This is a genomic window from Burkholderia sp. Bp8984 (assembly GCF_003853755.1).
GTDB lineage: Bacteria > Pseudomonadota > Gammaproteobacteria > Burkholderiales > Burkholderiaceae > Burkholderia.
In genome coordinates this window covers 1-1,076 of record NZ_QTQN01000091.1, presented here as the reverse complement: position 1 = coordinate 1,076, position 1,076 = coordinate 1, and the positions used below count along the sequence as shown (strand labels likewise).

General features: G+C 52.8%; 2 tRNA genes and 1 rRNA gene. All 3 read left to right on the top strand.

Annotated features, from left to right (window positions below):
- Nucleotides 1–519 (top strand): 16S ribosomal RNA (locus tag DID98_RS35450); the annotation flags it as partial.
- 63 nt (nucleotides 520–582) lie between these two features.
- Nucleotides 583–659 (top strand) — tRNA-Ile (locus tag DID98_RS35445).
- A gap of 38 nt (nucleotides 660–697) precedes the next feature.
- Nucleotides 698–773: transfer RNA gene (locus tag DID98_RS35440), tRNA-Ala, on the top strand.
- Nucleotides 774–1,076: the final 303 nt, after the last annotated feature.

Sequence of the window (1,076 nt, the reverse complement as noted above, 5' to 3'; positions counted from 1 at the left end):
GGGAGTGCTCGAAAGAGAACCGGCGCACAGGTGCTGCATGGCTGTCGTCAGCTCGTGTCGTGAGATGTTGGGTTAAGTCCCGCAACGAGCGCAACCCTTGTCCTTAGTTGCTACGCAAGAGCACTCTAAGGAGACTGCCGGTGACAAACCGGAGGAAGGTGGGGATGACGTCAAGTCCTCATGGCCCTTATGGGTAGGGCTTCACACGTCATACAATGGTCGGAACAGAGGGTTGCCAACCCGCGAGGGGGAGCTAATCCCAGAAAACCGATCGTAGTCCGGATTGCACTCTGCAACTCGAGTGCATGAAGCTGGAATCGCTAGTAATCGCGGATCAGCATGCCGCGGTGAATACGTTCCCGGGTCTTGTACACACCGCCCGTCACACCATGGGAGTGGGTTTTACCAGAAGTGGCTAGTCTAACCGCAAGGAGGACGGTCACCACGGTAGGATTCATGACTGGGGTGAAGTCGTAACAAGGTAGCCGTATCGGAAGGTGCGGCTGGATCACCTCCTTTCCAGAGCTTCTCGCAAAGTTGAGCGCTCACGCTTATCGGCTGTAAATTTAAAGACAGACTCAGGGGTCTGTAGCTCAGTCGGTTAGAGCACCGTCTTGATAAGGCGGGGGTCGTTGGTTCGAATCCAACCAGACCCACCATTGTCTGGCGGTAGGTACCTGAGGGAATCTGTACTCATGGGGGCATAGCTCAGCTGGGAGAGCACCTGCTTTGCAAGCAGGGGGTCGTCGGTTCGATCCCGTCTGCCTCCACCAATCTTCAATGCTAAGAGTTTGCTGAAAATTCAGCGAGCGCTTTGCATTGGCGATTGAGCCAGTCAGAGTGATACGTAGTATGTATCGGCTGTCGTTCTTTAACAATCTGGAAGAAGTAAGTAATTTGGATAGCGGAAGCGTCTTTGAGATGGACGTGGAAACTATCCGGGTTGTGATTGTATCGATGTATCTCAAGATGATTCGAACTTAATGTTCGGCTCAATTGGAATACGGCACAACGCGAGAACTCAACCTGTAGCGACTGTCGATGAGACAGACTCGTTATAGGGTCAAGCGAACAAG